At 59.4% G+C, this 20,597-nt stretch carries 20 protein-coding genes; 13 read left to right on the forward strand and 7 right to left on the reverse strand.

The features are described 5' to 3' along the window. Nucleotides 1-38: 38 nt before the first annotated feature. Nucleotides 39-2,912 (reverse strand): putative bifunctional diguanylate cyclase/phosphodiesterase, encoded by a 2,874-nt coding sequence (locus ACVVH8_RS29800; RefSeq protein WP_475227781.1) that lies wholly within the window; start codon nucleotides 2,910-2,912, stop codon nucleotides 39-41. A gap of 257 nt (nucleotides 2,913-3,169) precedes the next feature. Here ACVVH8_RS29800 and uvrD point away from each other — a divergent pair, with 257 nt between their 5' ends. From uvrD to ACVVH8_RS29820, 4 genes are all read left to right on the forward strand, one after another. Continuing rightward, nucleotides 3,170-5,353 (forward strand): DNA helicase II, encoded by a 2,184-nt coding sequence (uvrD, locus tag ACVVH8_RS29805; RefSeq protein ID WP_201236240.1) that lies wholly within the window; start codon nucleotides 3,170-3,172, stop codon nucleotides 5,351-5,353. Nucleotides 5,354-5,500: 147 nt separating this feature from the next. Next, entirely contained in the window at nucleotides 5,501-5,941 is a 441-nt protein-coding gene (locus ACVVH8_RS29810; protein WP_103302756.1) for an EamA family transporter, read from the forward strand. Nucleotides 5,942-6,118: 177 nt separating this feature from the next. Further along, nucleotides 6,119-6,994, forward strand: coding sequence for a Tim44 domain-containing protein (locus ACVVH8_RS29815; protein ID WP_103302758.1), 876 nt, complete (start codon nucleotides 6,119-6,121; stop codon nucleotides 6,992-6,994). A gap of 138 nt (nucleotides 6,995-7,132) precedes the next feature. Next, nucleotides 7,133-7,540 (forward strand): SMI1/KNR4 family protein, encoded by a 408-nt coding sequence (locus ACVVH8_RS29820; protein WP_007995855.1) that lies wholly within the window; start codon nucleotides 7,133-7,135, stop codon nucleotides 7,538-7,540. Between the two features lie 21 nt (nucleotides 7,541-7,561). Here the strand turns inward: ACVVH8_RS29820 and ACVVH8_RS29825 are convergent, their stop codons facing one another. Continuing rightward, entirely contained in the window at nucleotides 7,562-9,325 is a 1,764-nt protein-coding gene (locus tag ACVVH8_RS29825; protein ID WP_475227785.1) for a cation:proton antiporter, read from the reverse strand. 280 nt (nucleotides 9,326-9,605) lie between these two features. Between ACVVH8_RS29825 and ACVVH8_RS29830 the strand changes: the two genes are divergently transcribed. Further along, nucleotides 9,606-10,088 carry an acyl-CoA thioesterase gene (locus ACVVH8_RS29830; protein ID WP_475227787.1) on the forward strand — a complete coding sequence of 161 codons (483 nt, stop codon included), beginning with the start codon at nucleotides 9,606-9,608 and terminating at the stop codon, nucleotides 10,086-10,088. A gap of 116 nt (nucleotides 10,089-10,204) precedes the next feature. Here ACVVH8_RS29830 and pdxY read toward each other — a convergent pair whose 3' ends face one another. Beyond that, nucleotides 10,205-11,077, reverse strand: coding sequence for a pyridoxal kinase PdxY (gene pdxY / locus ACVVH8_RS29835; protein WP_475227789.1), 873 nt, complete (start codon nucleotides 11,075-11,077; stop codon nucleotides 10,205-10,207). Between the two features lie 117 nt (nucleotides 11,078-11,194). Between pdxY and ACVVH8_RS29840 the strand changes: the two genes are divergently transcribed. Next, nucleotides 11,195-11,608 carry a DUF3301 domain-containing protein gene (locus tag ACVVH8_RS29840; protein WP_064389782.1) on the forward strand — a complete coding sequence of 138 codons (414 nt, stop codon included), beginning with the start codon at nucleotides 11,195-11,197 and terminating at the stop codon, nucleotides 11,606-11,608. A 1-nt stretch (nucleotide 11,609) separates the two neighbouring features. Here the strand turns inward: ACVVH8_RS29840 and ACVVH8_RS29845 are convergent, their stop codons facing one another. Further along, on the reverse strand, nucleotides 11,610-12,581 hold the full coding sequence (locus ACVVH8_RS29845; protein ID WP_315444964.1) for a GTP-binding protein: 972 nt from the start codon (nucleotides 12,579-12,581) through the stop codon (nucleotides 11,610-11,612). A 41-nt stretch (nucleotides 12,582-12,622) separates the two neighbouring features. Here ACVVH8_RS29845 and ACVVH8_RS29850 point away from each other — a divergent pair, with 41 nt between their 5' ends. Next, the gene (locus tag ACVVH8_RS29850; protein ID WP_213027031.1) at nucleotides 12,623-12,979 is read left to right on the forward strand and encodes an NADH:ubiquinone oxidoreductase; all 357 of its coding nucleotides are present in this window, start codon (nucleotides 12,623-12,625) and stop codon (nucleotides 12,977-12,979) included. Between the two features lie 4 nt (nucleotides 12,980-12,983). On the opposite strand, the gene ACVVH8_RS29855 is transcribed toward ACVVH8_RS29850, so the two are convergent. Together ACVVH8_RS29855 and zigA are read right to left on the reverse strand one after the other, a co-directional pair. Then, nucleotides 12,984-13,634, reverse strand: a complete 651-nt coding sequence (locus ACVVH8_RS29855) for a DUF1826 domain-containing protein (protein ID WP_475227792.1) — start codon at nucleotides 13,632-13,634, stop codon at nucleotides 12,984-12,986. Further along, the gene (gene zigA, locus ACVVH8_RS29860; protein ID WP_475227794.1) at nucleotides 13,634-14,839 is read right to left on the reverse strand and encodes a zinc metallochaperone GTPase ZigA; all 1,206 of its coding nucleotides are present in this window, start codon (nucleotides 14,837-14,839) and stop codon (nucleotides 13,634-13,636) included. The genes ACVVH8_RS29855 and zigA overlap by 1 nt, the downstream gene beginning before the upstream one ends. Nucleotides 14,840-15,064: 225 nt before the next feature. On the opposite strand from zigA, the gene ACVVH8_RS29865 reads away from it, so the two are divergent. Further along, nucleotides 15,065-15,442, forward strand: a complete 378-nt coding sequence (locus ACVVH8_RS29865; protein ID WP_475227797.1) for a glutamine synthetase — start codon at nucleotides 15,065-15,067, stop codon at nucleotides 15,440-15,442. Here ACVVH8_RS29865 and ACVVH8_RS29870 read toward each other — a convergent pair. Continuing rightward, a complete protein-coding gene (locus ACVVH8_RS29870) occupies nucleotides 15,439-16,641 on the reverse strand; it encodes an N-acetylmuramoyl-L-alanine amidase (protein ID WP_475227799.1) in 1,203 nt (400 codons plus the stop codon). The genes ACVVH8_RS29865 and ACVVH8_RS29870 overlap by 4 nt on opposite strands. 84 nt (nucleotides 16,642-16,725) lie before the next feature. On the opposite strand from ACVVH8_RS29870, the gene folE2 reads away from it, so the two are divergent. From folE2 to ACVVH8_RS29895, 5 genes are read left to right on the forward strand one after another with little or no spacing between them, the layout of a single operon-like run. Beyond that, nucleotides 16,726-17,622, forward strand: coding sequence for a GTP cyclohydrolase FolE2 (gene folE2 / locus ACVVH8_RS29875; protein ID WP_103302774.1), 897 nt, complete (start codon nucleotides 16,726-16,728; stop codon nucleotides 17,620-17,622). Further along, nucleotides 17,619-18,287, forward strand: a complete 669-nt coding sequence (locus ACVVH8_RS29880) for a metal ABC transporter ATP-binding protein (protein ID WP_475227801.1) — start codon at nucleotides 17,619-17,621, stop codon at nucleotides 18,285-18,287. The genes folE2 and ACVVH8_RS29880 overlap by 4 nt, the downstream gene beginning before the upstream one ends. Beyond that, nucleotides 18,287-19,150 carry a metal ABC transporter permease gene (locus tag ACVVH8_RS29885; protein WP_475227804.1) on the forward strand — a complete coding sequence of 288 codons (864 nt, stop codon included), beginning with the start codon at nucleotides 18,287-18,289 and terminating at the stop codon, nucleotides 19,148-19,150. The genes ACVVH8_RS29880 and ACVVH8_RS29885 overlap by 1 nt, the downstream gene beginning before the upstream one ends. An 11-nt stretch (nucleotides 19,151-19,161) precedes the next feature. After that, complete coding sequence (locus ACVVH8_RS29890) at nucleotides 19,162-20,037, forward strand: metal ABC transporter substrate-binding protein (protein ID WP_475227807.1); 876 nt, start codon at nucleotides 19,162-19,164, stop codon at nucleotides 20,035-20,037. Continuing rightward, complete coding sequence (locus ACVVH8_RS29895) at nucleotides 20,034-20,594, forward strand: gamma carbonic anhydrase family protein (RefSeq protein ID WP_103302781.1); 561 nt, start codon at nucleotides 20,034-20,036, stop codon at nucleotides 20,592-20,594. Before ACVVH8_RS29890 ends, ACVVH8_RS29895 begins: the two co-directional genes overlap by 4 nt. Nucleotides 20,595-20,597 lie beyond the last annotated feature (3 nt).

The raw sequence follows: 20,597 nt of genomic DNA on the forward strand, positions 1-20,597 counted from the left end.
ATGTCCCCATATCAGGCGCGATGGCATCCATGTAGCCCTTAATCCGGGTTTTCCTGTTCGCGCAAAAGCCCGGCCAGCCCGGCAGCTTCCACCGGTCGGCTGATCAGATAGCCCTGCACTTCATCGCAACGTTCAGCGCGTAAAAATTCCAGCTGCTCCTGCCGCTCAACCCCTTCGGCCACCACTTTCAGTGACAAGCCATGAGCCATGGCAATGATTGCCCGAGTGATTGCCGCATCTTCACTGCCCTCGCCCAGGCCACGAATGAATGCCTGATCGATCTTCACGTAATCCACCGGAATACGCTTGAGGTAACTCAGCGACGAATAGCCGGTGCCGAAATCATCGATGGCCAGTTTCACCCCCAGATCGCGCAGTTGCTGGAACGTCGCGATGATGTGTTCAACGCTGTCGAGCAACTGGCTTTCGGTGAGTTCCAGCTCAAGGTAGTGCGGCGCCAGCCCGGTTTCTTCGAGCACCTGACGCACCAGGCTGACCAGTTTGCCCTGACGCAGTTGATGCACCGACAGATTCACCGAAACACGAATCGGCGCGAGCCCCTGTCGCTGCCATTCGCACGCCTGCCAGCAGGCCTGACGCAACACAAACTCACCGATCGGCCCGATCAGACCGGTCTCCTCGGCCAACCCGATGAAATCCCCCGGCGGCACCCGACCCATCGTCGGATGATCCCAGCGCACCAGCGCCTCCGCCGCATTCAGGCGTCCCGTCTCCAGGCATAGCTTCGGCTGGTAGAACACCTTCAGTTGCTTCTCGTCGATGGCTTTGCGCAGCTGGTTTTCCAGTTGCAAACGCTCAAGGGTGCTGGCCTGCAAGCTCTCGGTGTAGAACTGGAAGTTGTTACCGCCCAGATGCTTGGCATGTTGCATGGCCATATTCGACTGACTGACCAGCGCGGAAATCTCCCGCGCATTGTCCGGCAGCATGCTGATGCCCATCGACGCGCTGACCACCAGCTCATGCCCTTCCACAGTCAGCGGCAGACGCAGCTTGGCCGACAACCGCGTGGCGACACGGGCCAGACTCGACAGGTTGCCGTAGGCATCGAATAGCACTGCAAACTCATCACCGGACAGGCGCGCGATGGTGTCGGCTTCCGGTAAAGCATTAATCAGACGACGGGCCATTTTCTGCAGCAACTGGTCAGCGATTTCATGACCGAGGCTGTCGTTGAGCAACTTGAAGCGATCCAGATTGATGTGCAGCAGCGCCAGACTGCGCCGCCCGCCCTGCCGGACCCGCTGATGCGCTTCGTGCAGACGCTCGCGGAACAGCGAGCGGTTGGCCAGCCCGGTGAGTTCGTCGTAGTGCGTCAGGTAACGCATGCGCTCTTCGGATTCGCGGCGAGCGGAAAGATCGGCGAAGAAACCCACGATATGACTGACATTTCCCCGATGATCGCGCACCGCATTCAGTTGCAGCCACTGCGGGTACAGCTCGCCATTCTTGCGGGTCTCCACCAGTTCGCCCTGCCAACTGCCGTGCTGTTCCAGCGCGTGACGGATCGCTACGTAATGACGACGGGCATCGCGGCTGCATGGCAGCTCGACGACGTTGCGCCCGAGCATGTCGTCGATGTCATAACCGGTGACCCGACTGAAGGCCTGATTGATCGCGATCAACGCGTAGTTCGGGTCGAGAATCACGATGCCTTCGCTGGCCGCTTCGAACACCGTCGCCGCCAGCCTCTGCTGCTCTTCAAGGCTTTTGCTGGCACTGATGTCGCGACGCGTGCCGACCATCCGGATCACTTGCCCGCTGTCGCTGCGCTCCACGGCGCGACCACGGTCTTCGATCCACACCCAGTGGCCATCGCCGTGACGAACGCGATACTCGATCTGATAATCCTCGGTGCGCCCCTTCAGATGTTCGACCAGCGCATGCTTTAGCGGTGGCACGTCTTCCGGGTGCAAGCGCGGCTTGAGGTCACGCAGGATCGCCGTGACGTATTCCGGGGCGAGGCCGAACAGTTCCTGGATTTGCGTGTGATGGACTTCATCGGTTTGCAGATTCCAGTCCCACAGTCCCAGCTCACTGGCCTTCAAGGCCAGCGCCAGGCGCGCTTCGCTTTTGCTCAGGGCCTGATTGGCGGCATCCAGTTCACGGCTGCGCTGGGCGACGCGATCCTCCAGCTCGACCTGCGCTTCGCGCAACTTGCCCTCGGCACAGCGGCGATGGTCGATTTCCGTCGCCAGCTCTTGATTGAGCTGCTCGCTGCGCGACTGCGTTTGCTGCAGGTGTTCGATCAGGCGCTGATTCTGAAAGCGCCGCAGCAAGCTGCGATCAATCAGCCGATTGACCTGCCACGCCACCACGCTCAATGAGCACAGCAGGATCAGCCCGAGCCAGCCCCAGCCTCGCGCCAGTTCATCGCCGCCCCAGAACAGAAAACCAATCGCCGGCAACAGACACGGCAAGGTAAACGACAGAAACGCTGGCAGGCTCACTGCATAGGCGACGCTGGCTGACAGCGTCGCGGCGCCAATCAGGCCGAACACCCAGGCTTGCTGAATGAAGTTGTCGGCAGGCACCAAAGCGATGCCGGCACCGGCCAGGGTCAGGCCGGTCATGGTCGAACCGATCAGGAACATCCGGAACCAGATCGGCTGGGCCTGACGGTTGGGGATCGCCGAGTCGAATGCGGCAACCTGAATCACCCGCAACGCCACCAGCGACAGCAACCACACCAGCCAGACGCTGACCACGAAATAGCGCTGCGGGCTCCAGAGCAAACCGGCGCAGACCAGACCATTGATCAACATGAAAAGGGTGGGCAACAAGGAGCCCTGATACAGCAGGCGCGTGCGCTCCACCGCCATTTCAACGGCATAGTGCTTGCGGATAACCCGGGGTTCCACGGAGGGGCCCGACAGTTCGGCGCTGAGGGTCATGGGCAACGTTCTTGTTCTTATAAGGAGGGCGTGCGCCCGAAACGTGGACGGAGCATACACAAGCCGCCCCCTTTGCCAAACTGCTCCAGATCATAAATCGGGCGAAACTTTACCCGCCTCTCTCGCCGGCAAAACCCTCCAAGCGAGACGGACCAACGCCTGTAGCCGGTGACCGACCGGTCGTCATCGGCAGCACTTTCATCGGCTAATGCAAAGCTCGGTTTGCCCGGGCCTGCGGCGCACCCTAGAATGCCCCGATGCGCGATGATCTCTCCCTTCTGCTGAACTCTCTCAACGATGCCCAACGCCAGGCCGTAGCCGCCCCCGTTGGCCGTCAGTTGGTCCTGGCCGGTGCTGGCTCCGGTAAAACCCGAGTGCTGGTGCACCGTATCGCCTGGTTGATCCAGGTTGAAAACGCCTCGCCCCACTCCATTTTGTCGGTGACTTTCACCAACAAGGCCGCTGCCGAGATGCGTCATCGCATCGAGCAGTTGCTGGGTATCAACCCGGCCGGCATGTGGGTCGGCACCTTCCACGGCCTGGCGCACCGCTTGCTGCGGGCGCACTGGCAGGAGGCCGGGCTGAGCCAGACCTTCCAGATTCTCGACAGCGATGACCAGCAACGCCTGGTCAAGCGGGTGATCCGCGAGCTTGGCCTCGACGAACAACGCTGGCCGGCCCGTCAGGCCCAGTGGTTCATCAACGGGCAGAAAGACGAAGGTCTGCGTCCCAAACACATCCAAGCCAGCGGCGATTTGTATCTGGCGACCATGCGCGGCATCTATGAGGCCTACGAGGCCGCGTGTCAGCGTGCCGGCGTCATCGATTTCTCCGAACTGCTGCTGCGCGCCCTCGATCTGTGGCGCGATCACCCGGGCCTGCTGGCGCATTATCAAAAGCGTTTCCGGCACATTCTGGTGGACGAATTCCAGGACACCAACGCCGTGCAGTACGCCTGGTTGCGCCTGCTCGGCAAGGGTGGCGACAGCCTGATGGTGGTCGGCGACGACGACCAGTCGATCTACGGTTGGCGCGGCGCGAAAATCGAGAACATTCATCAGTACTCGTCCGACTTCCCGGATTCGGTGACCATTCGCCTGGAGCAGAACTACCGCTCCACCGCGGGCATTCTCAAAGCCGCCAACGCTCTGATCGCCAATAACACCGGTCGTCTCGGCAAAGAGCTGTGGACCGATGGCGGCGATGGCGAAGCGATCAATCTGTACGCCGCGTTCAACGAACACGACGAAGCACGCTACGTTGTCGAAACCATCGAAAGCGCGCTGAAAACCGGCTTGGCTCGTAGCGATATCGCGATTCTGTACCGCTCCAACGCCCAGTCGCGCGTTCTGGAAGAAGCCTTGCTGCGTGAGCGCATTCCCTACCGCATCTATGGCGGCCAGCGCTTCTTCGAACGGGCAGAAATCAAGAACGCCATGGCCTACCTGCGCCTGCTCGAAGGTCGCGGCAACGATGCCGCGCTGGAACGGGTGATCAACGTTCCGGCTCGCGGCATCGGCGAGAAAACCGTCGAAGCGATCCGCGACCACGCCCGTCACAGCGATGTGTCGATGTGGGAAGCGATGCGCCAACTGGTCGCCAATAAAGGCCTGACCGGTCGCGCCGCCGGTGCGCTGGGTGCTTTTATCGAACTGATCGAGAACCTCGCCGCCAAGTGCATGGAGATGCCGCTGCATTTGATGACCCAGACTGTCATCGAGCAGTCTGGCCTGATCGCTTATCACGAAGCGGAAAAAGGCGAGAAAGGCCAGGCCCGGGTAGAAAACCTTGAGGAACTGGTCAGCGCCGCGCGCAACTTCGAGAATACCGAAGACGACGAAGAGCTGACGCCACTGGCGGCCTTCCTCGGCCACGCTTCGCTGGAAGCCGGCGACACGCAGGCTGACGAGCATGAAGACAGCATTCAGTTGATGACGCTGCACAGCGCCAAAGGCCTGGAATTCCCTTACGTGTTCCTGGTGGGCATGGAAGAAGGCTTGTTCCCGCACAAGATGAGCCTGGAAGAACCTGGCCGTCTCGAGGAAGAGCGGCGCCTGGCCTACGTGGGCATCACCCGGGCGATGCAGAATCTGGTGATGACCTATGCTGAAACCCGACGCCTGTACGGCAGCGAAACCTACAACAAGGTCTCGCGTTTCGTACGCGAAGTGCCGAAAGGTCTGATTCAGGAAGTACGCCTGTCGAACAGCGTCAGCCGACCGTTCGGCGGCAATCAGTCGATGAGCGGCAGCAACCTGTTCAGCGGCAGCGAGATTCCGGAAACGGGGTTCAGCCTTGGGCAAACAGTTCGTCACTCGATATTCGGTGACGGCGTGATCCTCAACTTCGAAGGTGCAGGTGCACAGGCGCGGGTGCAGGTGAACTTCAGCGAAGGCAGCAAGTGGCTGATGCTGGGGTACGCGAAGCTGGAAGCGATCTAAAGGCAGCCCGTCGTTGCTCATCGTTCCCACGCTCGGCGTGGGAATGCATCCCGTGACGCTCCGCGTCACTGTGGACGCGGAGCGTCCATGGCGGCGTTACCACGCAGAGCGTGGGAACGATCGCACATGAACACTGGAGGCAACACCATGGGCTCAGGCTTCTTTTCTTCCTGGACATTCTGGGCCCTGCTCTCGGCGACTTTCGCTGCTTTGACGGCGATCTTCGGCAAAATCGGCATCGAAAACGTCAACTCTGACTTCGCCACCCTGCTACGCACCATCGTGGTACTCGTCAGCCTGGCCTTGATTCTGTATGCCACGGGCCAATATCAGTCGTTGGGATCAATATCCGCCAAGAGCTATCTGTTCCTGTTGCTGTCCGGTCTGGGCACCGGCGCGTCGTGGCTGTGCTACTTCCGCGCGTTAAAGGTGGGCCCGGCTTCACTGGTCGCTCCGGTGGACAAGCTCAGTGTGGTGTTGGTGGCGGTACTTGGCGTGATGTTGCTGGGTGAGAAACTCGATCTGCGCCAGTGGGGCGGTATCGGCTTGATCACTGCCGGTGTGGTGATGCTGGCGTTTCGTCGCTAGGCAACATTTCCTGCTGAACCTATCCCTTTTTCCTACAGACAAAAGTACAGGGTCCTATTGCCGCGACCGAGCTGAACGTAAGCTGTCAGGCAAAAGCCCGAAACACTCTCTCGCTAGCCAGTGCCACTTGAGCTGTGCAACATGGCGCGCGTGTCTCCACAAACGGGAATTCCCTTTATGAAACGTTTTCTTAGCATCGCCATGGCGTTGTGCATCGGCCTGACGATGAGCCTCGACGCCAATGCCAAGCGCTTTGGTGGTGGCAAAAGCGCCGGCGCTGCGCCGACGCACCAGACCAGCCAGATGGCTCCTTCTTCTCCAGGCATGGGCGGCGCTGCGGCGACCGCGGGTGCTGCCGGTGCCGCCGGTGCTGCTGCCAAGGCTGGCGGCGCTTCGAAATGGCTCGGCCCTCTGGCCGGCATCGCCGCCGGTGGCCTGCTCGCTTCCATGTTCATGGGTGGCGGCTTCCAGGGCATGCAGATTTTCGACATCCTGATCATGGCCCTGATCGCGTTCGTGATCTTCCGCTTCATCGCCGCTCGTCGACGCAAGCAACAGGAGCACCTGGCTCCGGCCGGCGCGCCGATGCAGCGTGAGGCATTCGAGCAGAAGCCTGCTGGCATGGGTTCGATCTTCGGTGGTTCGGCTGCTCCGGCTGCCGCCCGTCCGGTAATCAACGCGCCAGCCTGGTTCAACGAACAGAACTTCCTGGCTGCTGCGCGCAGCCACTTCCAGTCGCTGCAGCAACACTGGGACGCTAACGAAATGGACAAGATCGCCGAGTTCGTGACCCCGCAAATGCTTGAGTTCCTCAAGCGTGAGCGTGCGGATCTGGGCGACGGCTTCCAGTCGACCTACATCGACAACCTTCAGGTGCAACTGGACGGCGTGGATGACCGTGCCGACAAGACCATCGCCACCCTGACCTTCAGCGGTGTGTCGAAGACCTCGCGCTTCGACCAGGGCGAAGTCTTCAGCGAAAGCTGGAACATGGAACGTCCGCAAGGCGAAAACCAGCCTTGGCTGGTAGCCGGTATTCGCCAGAACGGTTGATCCCTTCTGCGCCAGGCAACGGTTAAAGAAAACCCCGGACTTGTCCGGGGTTTTTCTATTTCGCGGTTGCATCTATAGCGAGCTACTGTATAAACCGGCCCATATAAACCGCGCCATTCAAGCAAGAGGATCCCGGACGTGGAAGAAATCATCGAACAACTGCGCGAAGCCAACGAACCCGTACCGGTTCCATTGGAGTTGCCTGACGAAGACCAACTGGTGGAAGTCGAAGAAGAACTCTTCATCAACATTCCATTCGTCTTCAAAGAGTTTTTGCTGACCGTCAGCGACGTGGTTTACGGCAGCCTGGAGCCGGTGACTGTCACCGACCCGCAATCGCATACCTATTTGCCGGATGTGGCAGCGAATGCCTGGGACGCCGGCGTGCCGCGCGATCTGATCCCGATCTGCCAGGACGGCGACAACTATTACTGCGTCGAAGAAGACGGCACCGTGGTGCTGTGGTCCGGCGAAGAAGAGCTGATCACCGAAGAATCCTGGGAATCGGTGTGGCACTGGGCGCGGGACGTCTGGCTGGAAAGCTGATTCGCCCAACGCGCCAGGTGGTCAATGCCCCGACGACTCCTTGTGATTGTCGAGGGTTTCCAGCAAAGCCACCTGCATCCGCGTGTGCACGCGGATGAACCAGCGCCAGAGCAGCGCCGCCACGGCGGCCGCGACCACGGCGATCAGCACGAGCAACTTGTTGGTCGGCAGAATACTGGCCGACAAGGCTGCCAGCAGCAGGAAAATCACCAGCAGCGAGAGGATCGGGATCACCTCGGAGATCACCCGGCGCACTCGCTGCGTGTGCCTTCCGGCCATCTCCGGCTTCACGCCCATCTCGGCCAGCAGCATCGACAGCGCCTTGAGCTTGCGATAGGCAGCGATCAGGAACGGCAACGACACCAGCAACGCCCCGCCCCAGATCAACGCCTTCTGCCAGCTCGGATCGCTGATCCAGTCGTGCAGCGACAGCGAGATGCGTTCGGCGAAGTACGCTCCGGCGAAGAAGATCGCAACCACCAGCGCCAGATTGACCCCCACCTGCAACAGAATCCGCCGGATCATCGACGCCAGCATGGCGCCTTCGCCTTGCGGCTGGATGCTGCGCAGCCACTCGCCGTACATCCCGAACACACGCCCGAGACGCTTAGGCATTGCGGCGGACAGCTTGATCGACAGCGGGTCAGCCGCGCGAATGAGGTAAGGCGTCAGCAGCGTGGTGATGACCGACACCGCCACGGCCACCGGATAGAGGAAGTTGCTGGTGACCTGCAAAGTCATCCCGAGCGCGGCGATGATGAAGGAAAATTCGCCAATCTGTGACAGCCCCATCCCTACCCGCAGTGAGGTGCGTCCGTCATTGCCGGCGATAAACGCACCGAGCCCGCAGGACAGCATCTTGCCAAGCACCACCGCTACAGTGATGACCGCAATCGGCCACGCGTACTGGAGAAGAATCATCGGGTCGAGCATCAAGCCGATGGCGACAAAGAAAATCGCGCTGAACAGGTCACGCACCGGCTCGATCAGCCGCTCGATCTTCAGCAGTTGCCGCGACTCGGCCATGATCGCGCCGATCAGGAACGCGCCCAGCACCATGCTGTATTCGAGCTTGACCACCAGCAGGCAGAAGCCGAAACACAGGCCCAGCACGGTGATCAGCAACATCTCGTTGCTGTCGAATTTGGCGACGTAGGCCAGCAAACGTGGCACCAGCAGAATGCCGATGACCAGTGCGACGATCATGAACAGCGACAACTTGCCCACCGTGGAGAACACTTCGCCGGAACTGACGGTGCCGCTGACCGCGATGCTTGAGAGCAAAGCGATGATGCCGATGCCGAGAATGTCCTCGACGATCAGCACGCCGAAGATCAACTGCGCAAAACGCTCGTTCTTCATCTTCAGATCATTGAGCGCCTTGACGATGATGGTGGTCGAGGAGATCGCCAGAATTGCGCCGAGGAACAGCGAATCCATGGTGTTCCAGTCGAACCAGCGACCTATTTCATAGCCAATCCAGATCATCAGGACGATTTCGAGGAACGCCGCAATAAACGCCGTGGCACCGACCTTGAACAGCTTGCGCAGGCTGAACTCCAGCCCGAGACAGAACATCAGGAAGATCACTCCCAGCTCGGCGAGGGTCTTGATGGTTTCTTCATCGTGGATCAGGCCGAATGGCGGGGTGTGCGGGCCGATGATGAACCCCGCGACGATGTAGCCCAGCACCACCGGCTGCTTGAAACGGTGAAACAGGACAGTCACCACACCCGCGACCAACATGATCACTGCCAGGTCCTGAATAAAACTGATGGCATGCATGGCGTGGGCTCCTTGAATGACGAGGCTCGCAGTCAGGCGTCAGAAAGATCTGAGCGAGCAGGGTAAAAATCCGCTTTTCGTGTGGGAATTGCCCTTGGGGTGGGCTTTTGCAGGGTAACACCGCGACTTACGCCTGAAAGGCGGTGCAATATATGGAAACAGATCGATCCCGGCGTGACGGCGGCCAGTCGCCCGGCGTCCCGATAACGGTGCTTTTGAAAAGCGACCAGGCGCCCGCAGAGGCGCTTCCAGCAAACCAGCCTTGAACCGTGAGAACGTTATGGAACCCGGAAACGCCCAGCTGTCGATGACGGTACTGATAACCCCCGACATGGCCAACTTCTCTGGCAATGTCCACGGCGGCACCCTGCTCAAATACCTCGACGAAGTGGCCTACGCCTGCGCGAGCCGTTATGCCGGCCGCTACGTGGTGACGCTATCGGTGGATCAGGTGATTTTCCGCGAGCCGATTCATGTTGGCGAACTGGTGACCTTCCTCGCGTCGGTCAACTACACCGGCAATACCTCGATGGAGGTCGGCATCAAAGTGGTGACGGAAAACATCCGTGAGCGCTCGGTGCGCCACACTAATAGCTGTTTCTTCACCATGGTCGCGGTGGATGACCAGCGCAAACCGGCCGCCGTGCCGCCGCTGCAACCGCAGAACAGTGAAGACAAACGCCGCTACATGCAGGCTCAGCAGCGCCGGCAGATTCGCCAGGAGCTGGAAAAGCGCTATCAGGAGATCAAGGGCGACGCCTGAGATTGATAGCGATCTGACGAAAGCTTTCGCGAGCAGGCTCGTTCCCACATAGGATCGGTGGCGTACACAAAACCAAATGTGGGAGCCAGCCTGCTCGCGAATGGGGTAACGCAGTCTTACAGACTGATCGCGGTCGCCTCGAACTTCACCCGCGGATGCGCAATCCGATCCTGCGCCCGCACCAGTTGCAGCTCATAACTGGCGCACGCCTGAGTCTCCAGCAGCACTTCATGCACCGCCGCCGCCGTGAATTCGAACGCAGCGACCAGACTGTCGCCCAGTAAAACCCGCGCCAGGAACAATCCGGACGTCAGGTCGCCCACGCCCACCGGCTGACGCGGAAATGCCAGCAGCGGGCGACGCAGATGCCAACTGCCCTCGGCGGTTACCAACAACATCTCGAAACCATCCGCCGGCTTGCCCGGGTAATCCAGATGCTTGACCAGCACGGCTTTCGGCCCACGCGCCAGTAGCGCCCGCGCCATCGCCAGGCAATCGAACAGCGACTGCGGCTTGCGCCCGGAGAAGCTGTCCAGCTCCAGTTGATTCGGGCACATGAAGTCCGCCACGGTGGCCGCCTCGTCCAACAGAAAGTCGCTGACTTCGGCGGGCACACTGCAACCCTTCTCCGGATGCCCCATCACCGGATCGCACAGATACAAAGCCTTGGGATTGACCGCTTTGATGCGCGCCACACCACTGAGAATCGCCCGGCCCTGCGCCGCGCTGCCGAGATAGCCGGACAGCACTGCGTCGCAGTTGCCCAGCTCGCCGATGGCCGCGATGCCTTCGATCAATTCGGGAATCTGCTGCGGCGGCAGCACTTCGCCCGCCCATTGGCCGTACTGCGTGTGGTTGGAAAACTGCACGGTGTTGAGTGGCCAGACATTCACCCCGACGCGCTGCATCGGAAAAACCGCAGCGCTGTTGCCGGCGTGGCCGAACACCACGTGGGACTGGATGGCGAGCAGATGAGGCGTACGTTTCATTCGGGTTTTTCCGTAAAACGATTGAAATTCAAGCCGCGCAGTATGCGACGAAACGCAGCCTGTACGACAGACCGGCGACGCAGTTAAGCTGACGCTATCTTTTGGAGTCCCTTGTTGATGCTGACCCTCGAAAACATCTTCGTGCTGATGCTGTTCGCCGCTGCCGGCGCCTGGTTGTGGCACAACCATGGCTTGCGCGAGCGGGCGCTGGAACGGGTCAAGCAGCATTGCCTGAACGTGCGTGTCGAGCTGCTCGACGGCAACGTGGCGCTGAAGAAGATCGGTTTCATCAAGGACGCCAACGGCCGCCGACGTCTGGCGCGGGTGTACAACTTCGAGTTCACCGTAACCGGCGAGACCCGTCACAACGGCACCATCACCCAGTTTGGCGCGCACAGTGCGCAGATCGAGCTGGCGCCCTACCCGGCACCGTTCGACGATACGCCGCCAGTGGTCGAGGTGCACAAGCCACGGGCCGAGGTGATCGAGCTGAGTCAGTGGCGGCAGGAACACACCAAGTGGAAGCCGTGAATCAGCTCGGCTGAATCCGGCACTGCGCCAACCCGGCCTGCAACTCGGCGATGCTCTGTGGATCGGCGAAAATCAGTTCGATCCGTGAGTCCTTGCGCCATTCACTGGTTTGCCAAATCAGCGCTGCGTTATCCAGAGCATTGGCTGACGTCCAGCCATCGGTGCTGTGGATAACCATTTTCGCTCTGTTCCAGGTAAGACCGCTGAGCCAATCGTCGAGGCTTTGTCGATCGAATGTCTGGCTCGGATGCCAGCGCCAACCGACACTCCATCCGCCCTCCTGCGCCTGACTCAGACAAATCGGCAGCGTCGGGTCGCTCCAGAGCGCCGGCATTGGCGCGGCACCGTTTGGCATGATCAGGTTATCCACAGCTGCCACCGCTCGAATGGCCAACCCCGGCAATTCGCTCACTGACAGTTGTGCCTGCTGTGTCCAGATCTGCCTGACTGGCGGCAACTGACTGGATATCGTCTGTCGGGCGGCTTCATCCAGATTTTCAGCCTTGTTCAGCAACAGCAAACCGGCGCTGGCCAATGCTTGCTGTTGAGCTGCCGGCAACGGTTTACCCGCCTGGAGTGCTTGAGCATCCAGTACCAAAACACACGGCTGAACCGTCAGTACACCCAGCCATGGCGCCTCGCTCAGTTGCTTGAGCAATTGCGCAGGATGGCCCAGTCCGGACGGTTCTATAAACAGCCGATGCGGCCTGGCCTTGCGCAGCAACCGTCCAAGGCCGATCTGAAACGGCGCACCATTCACGCAACACAAACAGCCCCCGGCCACTTCGCCCAGTGCGATACCATCGCCGTCGCGGGTCAGCAGCGCGGCATCGAGGCCGATCTGACCGAACTCGTTGATCAGCACCGCCCAGCGCTCATCCGCCGGCCGTTGCGCCATGAGCTGGCGAATCAGGCTGGTCTTGCCAGCGCCCAGCGGGCCTGCGATGACATGGGTAGGAATGTTCTGCAACATGGCTGGCACTTGTCTGAGGAGAGTTTCTGAGGGGGTCGAAGATGCGTTTAAACGGATGGTCGTTGCTGTTGCTGCTGGTGTCGAGCGAAGTCCTGGCCCAGGCCTGCGTGGTGCATAGCCAAGGCGAACGGCTCGACGTCAAAGTCTGCCAGCAGAACCGCAACATCCCGGAACAACTGTTTAACGACGGCTTCTGTCAGCCAACGCTGGCCGGGCAAAAGGTCGACGTGCAGTACGTCGATCAATGCCCGAGCGGGGCATTTGGCGTGTGCAGCAACGCCCAAGTCGCCAATATGCCCTATCGCCAGGATATCCACTATTACGGCGTCGCCACCGATGCGGCCTACTTGAAGCCGTATTGCGAAAGTCAGAGCCAAGGCGCGTGGCTCAAGCCTTGAAGCGCTAGCCGAGCCAGTCGAGGGTCAGCATCAACCGACGCTCGCCGGGCGCCAATTGCGGCGAGCGGTGGATCAGCCCGAAACCTTCGTTGCCGTGCCATTTTTCGCCTTTCAATAGCGCCACTTCGCCACTCTTGAGTCGCTGAATCTGCCGGGACTCGTGCGGCTCGGCGTTTGCCTGGCCAAGCTGACGACGATCCATTGCCCCTTCCTTGAGCCATTCACTGCCAATGCCCGCATAGGTCGTGATCAGCCGCACCGGAACATGGTCGACGTGGAAACGCGGGCACATGGCCTTATCCAGCACGCGCAAGCGCAGGCCAATACGCCGCGCACCGAGCAGGCAGGCGAACGCGCCGACCAGCCATTTCAAGTCAGCGATAAAGCCTTCGTAACCCTCCAGATCGCGGAAGCTTGTGGCCAGCCCAGTGAGATCAGGATCGGCGTCTTCGTCATTGATCTCCAGGCACAGCGACTCGGCCAAGGGTACGTTGAGTGACAGCAGCAAACTGGCAAAGTCGGCGATGTGCAGCGGCAATTGACGCTGCCATATGGCGAGGTTTACGTCATCTTCAAGAATCCGTATCAGTGCTTTTGGCGTATTGCCTTGATGCTGATGACGCGTACGGTCGTGGAGCATTTTCAACGCGAGCATCAGGCCACCTCTGCGTGCCAAGGGCCAAACGGATCCGCCAGCAACCGCCAGCCTTCCACACCGAGCGCCATTTCCTCGTCGGTCAGCAGGCAATCATCGAGTTCGCCTGAGAGCTGAGGGAAATTGATGTTCTGGCCGATGAACACCAGCTCCTGACGACAATCTCCGACGCTCGGCGTCCAGTTTTCCATGATCGCCAGGGTGCTTTCCTGATCTTGCGGCCACTGGTCTTTTGGCACAAAACGCCACCAACGCCCGGCAAAACCATGACGCATCAAACCGCCGGCCTGCGACCAACTGCCGGCGTCATTCGGCTTGCTGGCCAGCCAGAAAAAACCTTTGGAGCGCAGCAATTTGCCGTTGAGCCACGGGCGGTCGATGAAGTTGAAGAAGCGTTGCGGGTGAAAGGGTCGGCGCGCGCGATAAGCAGTGGATGCGATGCCGTACTCGTCGGTTTCCGGGACGTGCGCACCGCGCAATTCCTTTAACCAACCCGGCGCTTGTGCGGCTTTCTCGAAGTCGAAACGGCCGGTATTGATAATGCTCTCCAGCGGTACCTCCCCCATCACCATCGGGATGATCTCGGCGTGGGCGTTGAGGCGCTTGAGAATGGCGACCAGTTCTTCACGCTCCCGCTGGCTGATCAAATCGATCTTGCTGATCAGCAGTACATCGGCGAATTCGATTTGCTCGATCAACAAGTCGGTGATGGAGCGTTCGTCCTCTTCGCCAAGAACTTCCCCGCGGGAGGCGAGACTTTCTGCGGCCTGATAGTCGAGGAGGAAATTCACCCCGTCGACTACAGTGACCATGGTGTCCAGCCGCGCGATATCGGCGAGGCTTTGGCCCTGCTCATCGCGGAAGGTGAAGGTCTCCGCGACCGGCAGAGGCTCGGAGATGCCGGTGGATTCGATCAACAAGTAATCGAATCGTCCATCGCGGGCCAGTTTGCTGACTTCTTCAAGCAAGTCTTCGCGTAACGTACAGCAGATACAGCCATTACTCATTTCTACAAGCTTTTCTTCAGCGCGGTTCAGGCTTACATCACGCTGAACTTCGCTGCCATCGATATTGATCTCGCTCATATCGTTGACGATGACTGCCACACGCAGCCCTTGCCGATTACGTAGTACGTAATTCAAAAGTGTACTTTTTCCGGCGCCCAAAAATCCGGAAAGAACGGTCACAGGCAGTGCGGCTGACATTGGGTAATCCTCTACAAGTGGCAGCCGATCTGCGCTTTTGCGTAGCGCTGGACGTTTTTTGGCTTCAGACAATGGATTCGCATGAAGCTAAACGCTTGAAATCGACCGAATCAGGCTCAGTTCAAATTGATGTTATAGTATAACAATGTGAATTAGCCAGCCCCGCCCTTGCTCTTCACGACCAAGAGTCGGAAGCTGCGATCAATACGCCGCTCAGGAAATGTCATGAAAGAAGCGCTGAAATGCTCAATATTGAGTCTGGCGTTGTTAACGGCCGCTAGCGCCTGGGGGAAAAATCCTGCGCCCGCCACCTGCACGCGTAGCGCCAATCTGCTGGCCTGCATGGATGCCGACGGCAATGCCTACAGCGTCAACACTGTTGGCAGTACGCTCTACCTGCGAGGTTTCGAGAAGAACGGCCAACGCTATTGGGCACAAACCAACAGCCGCTTCGGCCAATTGACGTTCTTCACCGGTATCGCCTCCGACGGTGAAGCCTGGGTGGGCTACACCCGACGCGTGGGTTGGACGACGATCAATCGTTTCTCCAGCTCGGGAGGCAGTAGCGCAAAATTTACCTGTAGTCGGATTAGCGGCTGCTAAACCAGGCTTTTGGGCTGCTCCTGCTGCCAGGCCAGAAAGCTGTCGATCGGCGGATTTTTCTGAAAGTAGCGCTGCAAGCCCTCGTACAACCCGTCCGCAATGGCCTGCTGATGTCTCTTGGTGACTAAACGTTGACTGTCGCGAGCATTGGAAATGAAGCCGGTTTCCACCAGGATCGATGGCACATCGGGTGACTTGAGCACTGCAAATCCTGCCTGTTCCACACGCTTCTGATGCAGTGTGGTAATCCCCGCCAGACTCTCCAGAATCTTGCTGCCAAGCTGCAAACTGGCAGCAATGGTGGCGTTCATCGACATGTCGAGGATGACACCCGCAAGCATCGGATCCTTGTCTTTGAGGTTGAGCAGACTTGTTGCGCCAAGCAAATCCGCACCGTTCTCGCGCTGCGCCATGAACCGCGCAGTCGCCGATGTCGCACCACCTTCGGAGAGGCAGTAAACCGATGCGCCTGAGGCCGTCAGTCGCGGCGCTGCGTCAGCATGCACGGAGATAAACAGGTCAGCCTTATGCTGACGGGCAATCTCCACCCGCTTGCGCAAGGGCACAAAAAAGTCGTCGTTTCGCACTAGTTTTACGTCAAAGCCCTTCTCTTTTTTCAGGCGCTTGGCGAGCATCTGAGCGATTGAAAGTACAACGTCCTTCTCACGCTCACCTTTCGCGCCAACTGCGCCGGGATCTTTGCCGCCATGGCCAGGATCGACAACCACAATGATGTCGCGCTTTCGATGGGCCTTAATCGCAGGTGTTTCACGTGGAACCATTGCGACTGTCGACTCTTGTTTTGCGCTGACCAGATCCAGAACCAGACGATGACCTTGACCATCCTGAGGGGCCAACAGGAAGCTGTTAACCCGCACTGGAATCTTCAGATCGAGAACGATACGGGTGTCGCCCAGCCCCGTTTGTCCTGATCGAATCGAACGAATCACCGTGTCGTTGAGAGCCAGTTGGCTCAAATCTCCACTGAGCGTTGCACCGCTCAAATCAATAATAAGCCGCTCTGGTGCGCTGAGGCTGAACGCATTGTATCGAACAGGTGCGCTTAAATCGAACACCAACCGAAGCTTTTTATCGGAGCGCCAGAACCTCGCTTGGCGGATTTGTGTCGCGGAGCCACTTATAGGTAAAGCGAAGGCGGCGCTGGCTAGAATCAGAGTGAGCAAATGACGTCTGTGCATATGAAAGCCTGTTCATGAAAAAGGCATCGTGATTTGAATTGTTATAATGTAACATCCAATTCAATCAACACGATGGTTCCGAACATGAATTCGCTGACACTCCCGGATATCGCCGCACAATCTGCTCGCCAAGCCTTGCCGCTCGAATGGGTGGGCATGTGCGGCATAGCGCTACCGGTCTTGTTAGATGGCCAACGCTTGACCGCGAAGGCTGATGCAGGCGTGAGCCTTGACGATGGTGAAGCGCGCGGTATTCACATGTCGCGCCTGTATCTGGCTTTGGAAGCCCTTGAGGAGGAGAACCTCCGCCCTGCTCTATTGCGCCGACTTCTCCAGTTTTTCCTCGACAGCCACCATGGTTTATCCACTAACGCCTACCTGAATATTCATACCAATTTGCTGCTGAAAAGGCCGGCGATGGTCAGCCCTCTGGCTGGGTGGAAGTCCTACCCCGCGATCATTTCAGCCAGCCTGAAAAACACAGTGTTCCACGTGGAACTCAAAATCGAGGTGCCATACTCTTCAACTTGTCCATGCTCAGCAGCCTTGGCGAGACAATTGATCCAGCAACAATTCATCAATGATTTCGCCAACAAGCCACTGCAACATGCCGAAGTTCTAACCTGGCTAGGCTCGTCCCAAGGCATTGTTGCCACGCCACACAGTCAACGCAGCACCGCCCAACTGCACGTGCACCTCGACGAATTTATAGACGAGTTGCCGCTGAGCACGATCATCAACGACGCTGAAGCAGCGCTCGGCACCGCCGTACAAACGGCGGTGAAACGTGCGGACGAACAAGCCTTCGCCTTGGCCAATGGGCAGAACCTGATGTTCTGCGAAGACGCCGCACGCCGATTGAATCTCGCGCTACGCCGCTCCCCGGGAGTCAGCGCACTCCACCTGCGAGTGATTCACGCCGAAAGCCTCCATGCCCATGACGCTGTCGCGGAAAGCACCTGGCACCGGGAGCTCGCATGATTCGCTGCCAGGACCTGAGCTGGGGCGCACCCGGCCAAGCACTCACTTCGCCTCTGACCCTTGAGCTTGAAAGCGGCAGTCTGACGGCAATCATCGGAGCCAATGGTTGTGGCAAAAGCAGCCTGCTGAAAGTCATTGCCGGACTGCAAAAACCCTTGGCAGGACAGGTCACCCTGAGTGTTCCACGTCAAAGTGGTGTGTCCTTCCTCCCACAACAACAGCATCTGGATCGTCAATTCCCGATCAGCCTCCAGGAACTGGTTGCCGCGGGATTCTGGGGTCGCAGACTTTCCACCCAATTGCGTGCCCAGCGCCTCGCCGCGGCATTGGAAGCCTGGCACCTGAATGGCCTCGACAATCGCCCGCTGATGGCGCTGTCCGGTGGTGAACTACAACGCGCGCTCCTCGCGCGATTGAGCCTGACCGACTCGCCTGTGCTGCTCCTCGACGAACCCCACGCCGCACTCGATGAACTGGGTCAACAGCTCCTGTGGCAACACATCCACGCCTGGCACGCCGAAGGACGAACGCTGGTCGTGGTCTGCCATGACCTCGCCGCCGTTCGCCAACACATCCCGAAAACGCTGCTGATCAAAAACCGAACTTGCGTTTACGGCGCGAGCGCAGAACTCATCCAGCAGTCCCCGCACATGCAGGTGGCCTGATGCTCACTGTCACCCTATGGCAACCGTTCTACGAGTTCCTCTTCATGCGTCGCGCATTGCTTGGCGGCCTGGTGTTGGCCTGCAGCACTGCGCCGCTCGGGGTGTTCTTGATCCTGCGGCGCATGAGCCTGATTGGTGACGCCGTCGCCCACGGCATCCTCCCCGGAGCAGCACTTGGCTTTTGGTTCGCCGGCCTGAGTTTGCCGGCGCTGACACTCGGCGGTCTCGGAGCAGGCCTGAGCATGGCCGGCCTCGCTGCATGGATTACCCGCCGTACCGGCCTGCGTGAAGACGCAAGCCTGGCGGCGATCTATCCCATATCGCTGGCCTGCGGTGTGTTGATTCTGGGTATGGCCGGTAAACGCCTCGACCTGCTGCACCTGTTGTTCGGCTCAGCATTGGCCGTCGATGGCCCGACCCTCACCGGCATGTTGTGGGTCTCGGCATTCAGCTTGATTGCCATGATGTTCATCTACAAGCCGCTGCTGCTCGACACCCTCGATCCATTATTCCTGCGAACCGTCAGCCGCCTCGGCCCACTCGCCCACGGCGTGTTCCTGACCCTGGTCGTACTGAATCTGGTGATCGGATTCCAGGCAATCGGCGCGCTCATGGTCGTCGGATTGATGATGCTACCCGCCGCTGCCTCACGTTTCTGGAGTCGACGCTTGCCGATCCTGATTGCCATCGCCGCCCTCCTCGGCTGCTTGTCGGTGTGGCTCGGCTTGTTGCTGTCTTTCTATTACTCGCTACCCAGCGGCCCGGCCATCGTATTGGTAGCCGGCGTCGGTTATCTGCTGTCCGTGGTGTTCGGACCGATACATGGTCTGCTGCGCCGCCCACCGTTGCTCACATCCCAATGAGGTGTTTCCCGATGCGTGTTCTACTCGTGCTGTTCAGCCTGATGCTGTCGATGTCGTTGTCGGCGGCGGAGAAATTGCCGGTGGTCACCAGCTTCAGCATCCTCGCCGATATGGTTCATCACGTCGGCGGCGAGCACCTTCAGATCACCAATCTGGTCGGCCGGGACGCTGACGCGCACATCTACGAACCGACGCCGGACGACGCCAAAGCGTTGCTCAAGGCCAAATTGATCTTCAAGAACGGTCTGGGTTTTGAACCCTGGCTTGATCGTCTGGTAACCAGCACTGAAACCAAAGCCACCATCATCAGTGCCAGCCATGGTGTGATTCCGCGTTCGTTGGATGAGGACGGCGAAACCGTTCCCGATCCACATGCCTGGCACAATCTGGCCAACGCCGAGTTGTACATCGCCAACATCACCAAGGCACTGATCGCCGCCGACCCGACGAACAAGGCGGACTACGAGCGCAACAGCCAATCCTATTTGAAGCAGATCTACGCCCTGCTCGCCGAAGCCAAGGCCAAACTCGGTTCGCTGCCGCCGGGCAATCGCAAGATCGTCACCAGCCACGATGCCTTCGGTTACCTCGGTCAGGCGTACGGCATCGACTTCATGGCACCGCAAGGATTGTCCACCGAGCGTGAACCGTCAGCGGCGGAAGTGGCGGCGCTGATTACCCAGATCCGTCAGGCCAACGTCAAAGCGGTGTTCATGGAAAACATCAAGGACGCGCGCCTGCTCAAACAGATCGCCGACGAAAGCGGCGCACACATTGGCGGCACGCTCTACTCCGATGCCCTGGCTGCCAGCGGCCCGGCCAGCACCTTCACCGGGCTGTTCGAATACAACCTCAACACCCTTTACGACGCGCTGAGCCAACCATGATCCGCAAAAATCCTTCAGGCGATCTGCCGCAAATTGCCGAGTCGGCCTACGTCGATAAAACCGCGATCATCTGCGGCAAAGTGCTGATCGGCGAAAACGTTTTCGTCGGCCCCTACGCGGTTATCCGCGCCGACGAAGTCGACGCGACTGGCGAGATGGAGCCAATCACCATCGGCGCCAATTCGAACATTCAGGACGGCGTGGTCATCCATTCCAAGTCCGGCGCGGCGGTGACCATTGGCCAATACACGTCCATCGCCCACCGCTCGATCGTGCACGGCCCCTGCGTGGTCGGCGACCGAGTATTCATCGGCTTCAACAGCGTGTTGTTCAATTGCGTAGTCGGCAATGGTTGTGTGGTACGCCACAACTCGGTGGTCGACGGGCGCGACTTGCCGGATGCGTTCTACGTACCCTCCACTACGCGCATTGGCCCGAACACCGACCTCTCGTTATTCCCGCCGGTGAGTGTCAGTGCCTCGGAGTTTTCCGAAGACGTGGCGCGAACCAATGTCGATCTGGTGCGCGGCTACAAAGCCTTGCAGAACGAGTTCTGAACC

The sequence above is a fragment of the Pseudomonas trutticola BRTCR10 genome (genome assembly GCF_056155105.1).

Excerpts from the sequence above, each read along its gene's own strand:
- ACVVH8_RS29815 (WP_103302758.1), top strand. The coding sequence starts at position 6,119 with ATGAAACGTTTTCTTAGCATCGCCATGGCGTTGTGCATCGGCCTGACG.
- ACVVH8_RS29870 (WP_475227799.1), bottom strand. The coding sequence starts at position 16,641 with ATGCACAGACGTCATTTGCTCACTCTGATTCTAGCCAGCGCCGCCTTC.
- zigA (WP_475227794.1), bottom strand. The coding sequence starts at position 14,839 with ATGTCAGCCGCACTGCCTGTGACCGTTCTTTCCGGATTTTTGGGCGCC.
- uvrD (WP_201236240.1), top strand. The coding sequence starts at position 3,170 with ATGCGCGATGATCTCTCCCTTCTGCTGAACTCTCTCAACGATGCCCAA.
- ACVVH8_RS29880 (WP_475227801.1), top strand. The coding sequence starts at position 17,619 with ATGATTCGCTGCCAGGACCTGAGCTGGGGCGCACCCGGCCAAGCACTC.
- ACVVH8_RS29850 (WP_213027031.1), top strand. The coding sequence starts at position 12,623 with ATGCGTTTAAACGGATGGTCGTTGCTGTTGCTGCTGGTGTCGAGCGAA.
- ACVVH8_RS29865 (WP_475227797.1), top strand. The coding sequence starts at position 15,065 with ATGAAAGAAGCGCTGAAATGCTCAATATTGAGTCTGGCGTTGTTAACG.
- ACVVH8_RS29830 (WP_475227787.1), top strand. The coding sequence starts at position 9,606 with ATGGAACCCGGAAACGCCCAGCTGTCGATGACGGTACTGATAACCCCC.
- ACVVH8_RS29810 (WP_103302756.1), top strand. The coding sequence starts at position 5,501 with ATGGGCTCAGGCTTCTTTTCTTCCTGGACATTCTGGGCCCTGCTCTCG.
- ACVVH8_RS29895 (WP_103302781.1), top strand. The coding sequence starts at position 20,034 with ATGATCCGCAAAAATCCTTCAGGCGATCTGCCGCAAATTGCCGAGTCG.
- ACVVH8_RS29800 (WP_475227781.1), bottom strand. The coding sequence starts at position 2,912 with ATGACCCTCAGCGCCGAACTGTCGGGCCCCTCCGTGGAACCCCGGGTT.
- ACVVH8_RS29825 (WP_475227785.1), bottom strand. The coding sequence starts at position 9,325 with ATGCATGCCATCAGTTTTATTCAGGACCTGGCAGTGATCATGTTGGTC.
- ACVVH8_RS29845 (WP_315444964.1), bottom strand. The coding sequence starts at position 12,581 with ATGTTGCAGAACATTCCTACCCATGTCATCGCAGGCCCGCTGGGCGCT.
- ACVVH8_RS29890 (WP_475227807.1), top strand. The coding sequence starts at position 19,162 with ATGCGTGTTCTACTCGTGCTGTTCAGCCTGATGCTGTCGATGTCGTTG.
- folE2 (WP_103302774.1), top strand. The coding sequence starts at position 16,726 with ATGAATTCGCTGACACTCCCGGATATCGCCGCACAATCTGCTCGCCAA.
- ACVVH8_RS29840 (WP_064389782.1), top strand. The coding sequence starts at position 11,195 with ATGCTGACCCTCGAAAACATCTTCGTGCTGATGCTGTTCGCCGCTGCC.
- pdxY (WP_475227789.1), bottom strand. The coding sequence starts at position 11,077 with ATGAAACGTACGCCTCATCTGCTCGCCATCCAGTCCCACGTGGTGTTC.
- ACVVH8_RS29855 (WP_475227792.1), bottom strand. The coding sequence starts at position 13,634 with ATGCTCGCGTTGAAAATGCTCCACGACCGTACGCGTCATCAGCATCAA.
- ACVVH8_RS29885 (WP_475227804.1), top strand. The coding sequence starts at position 18,287 with ATGCTCACTGTCACCCTATGGCAACCGTTCTACGAGTTCCTCTTCATG.